Below are 442 nucleotides of genomic sequence, written 5' to 3'. Positions count from 1 at the left end.
CCCCCGTCTTACCCGCCTGAACACGAGCGACTGGGCTCGGGCCATGAACCGCGCCCGCAAGGCCACCAAGAAGCTCGCCTTCGACCTCGTGGACGTGTGCGCCCGCCGCGCCGCCACCCAGGGCTTCCGCTTCTCGCCGGACACCCCCTGGCAGCGCGAGATGGAGTAGGCCTTCCCCTACACCGAGACCCGCGACCATCTCGCCGCCATCGCCGATGTGAAGCACGACATGGAATCGCCGCGACCGATGGACCGTCTCATCTGCGGAGACGTCGGCTTCGGCAAGACCGAGGTGGCCCTGCGCGCCGCCTTCAAGGCCACTCAGGACAGCAAGCAGGTGATGGTGCTCTGTCCGACCACCATTCTGGCCCAGCAGCACTACACCTCCTTCAAAGACCGCTTCGACCCCTTCGACGTCACCGTGGAAGTGCTCTCGCGCTTC

Annotated in this window: 1 protein-coding gene; it reads left to right on the top strand. The window is 66.5% G+C overall.

Annotation, left to right across the window (positions count from 1 at the left end):
• Window positions 1-247 precede the first annotated feature (247 nt).
• Window positions 248-442 (top strand): DEAD/DEAH box helicase (locus tag NE591_RS12435; protein WP_371130601.1); only part of this gene is annotated, 195 nt, incomplete at its 3' end.

The organism is Adlercreutzia sp. DFI.6.23, assembly GCF_024462535.1.
GTDB lineage: Bacteria > Actinomycetota > Coriobacteriia > Coriobacteriales > Eggerthellaceae > Adlercreutzia > Adlercreutzia rubneri.
Note: the sequence above shows the minus strand (reverse complement) of the source record. Positions and strands in the feature narration are given on the sequence as shown.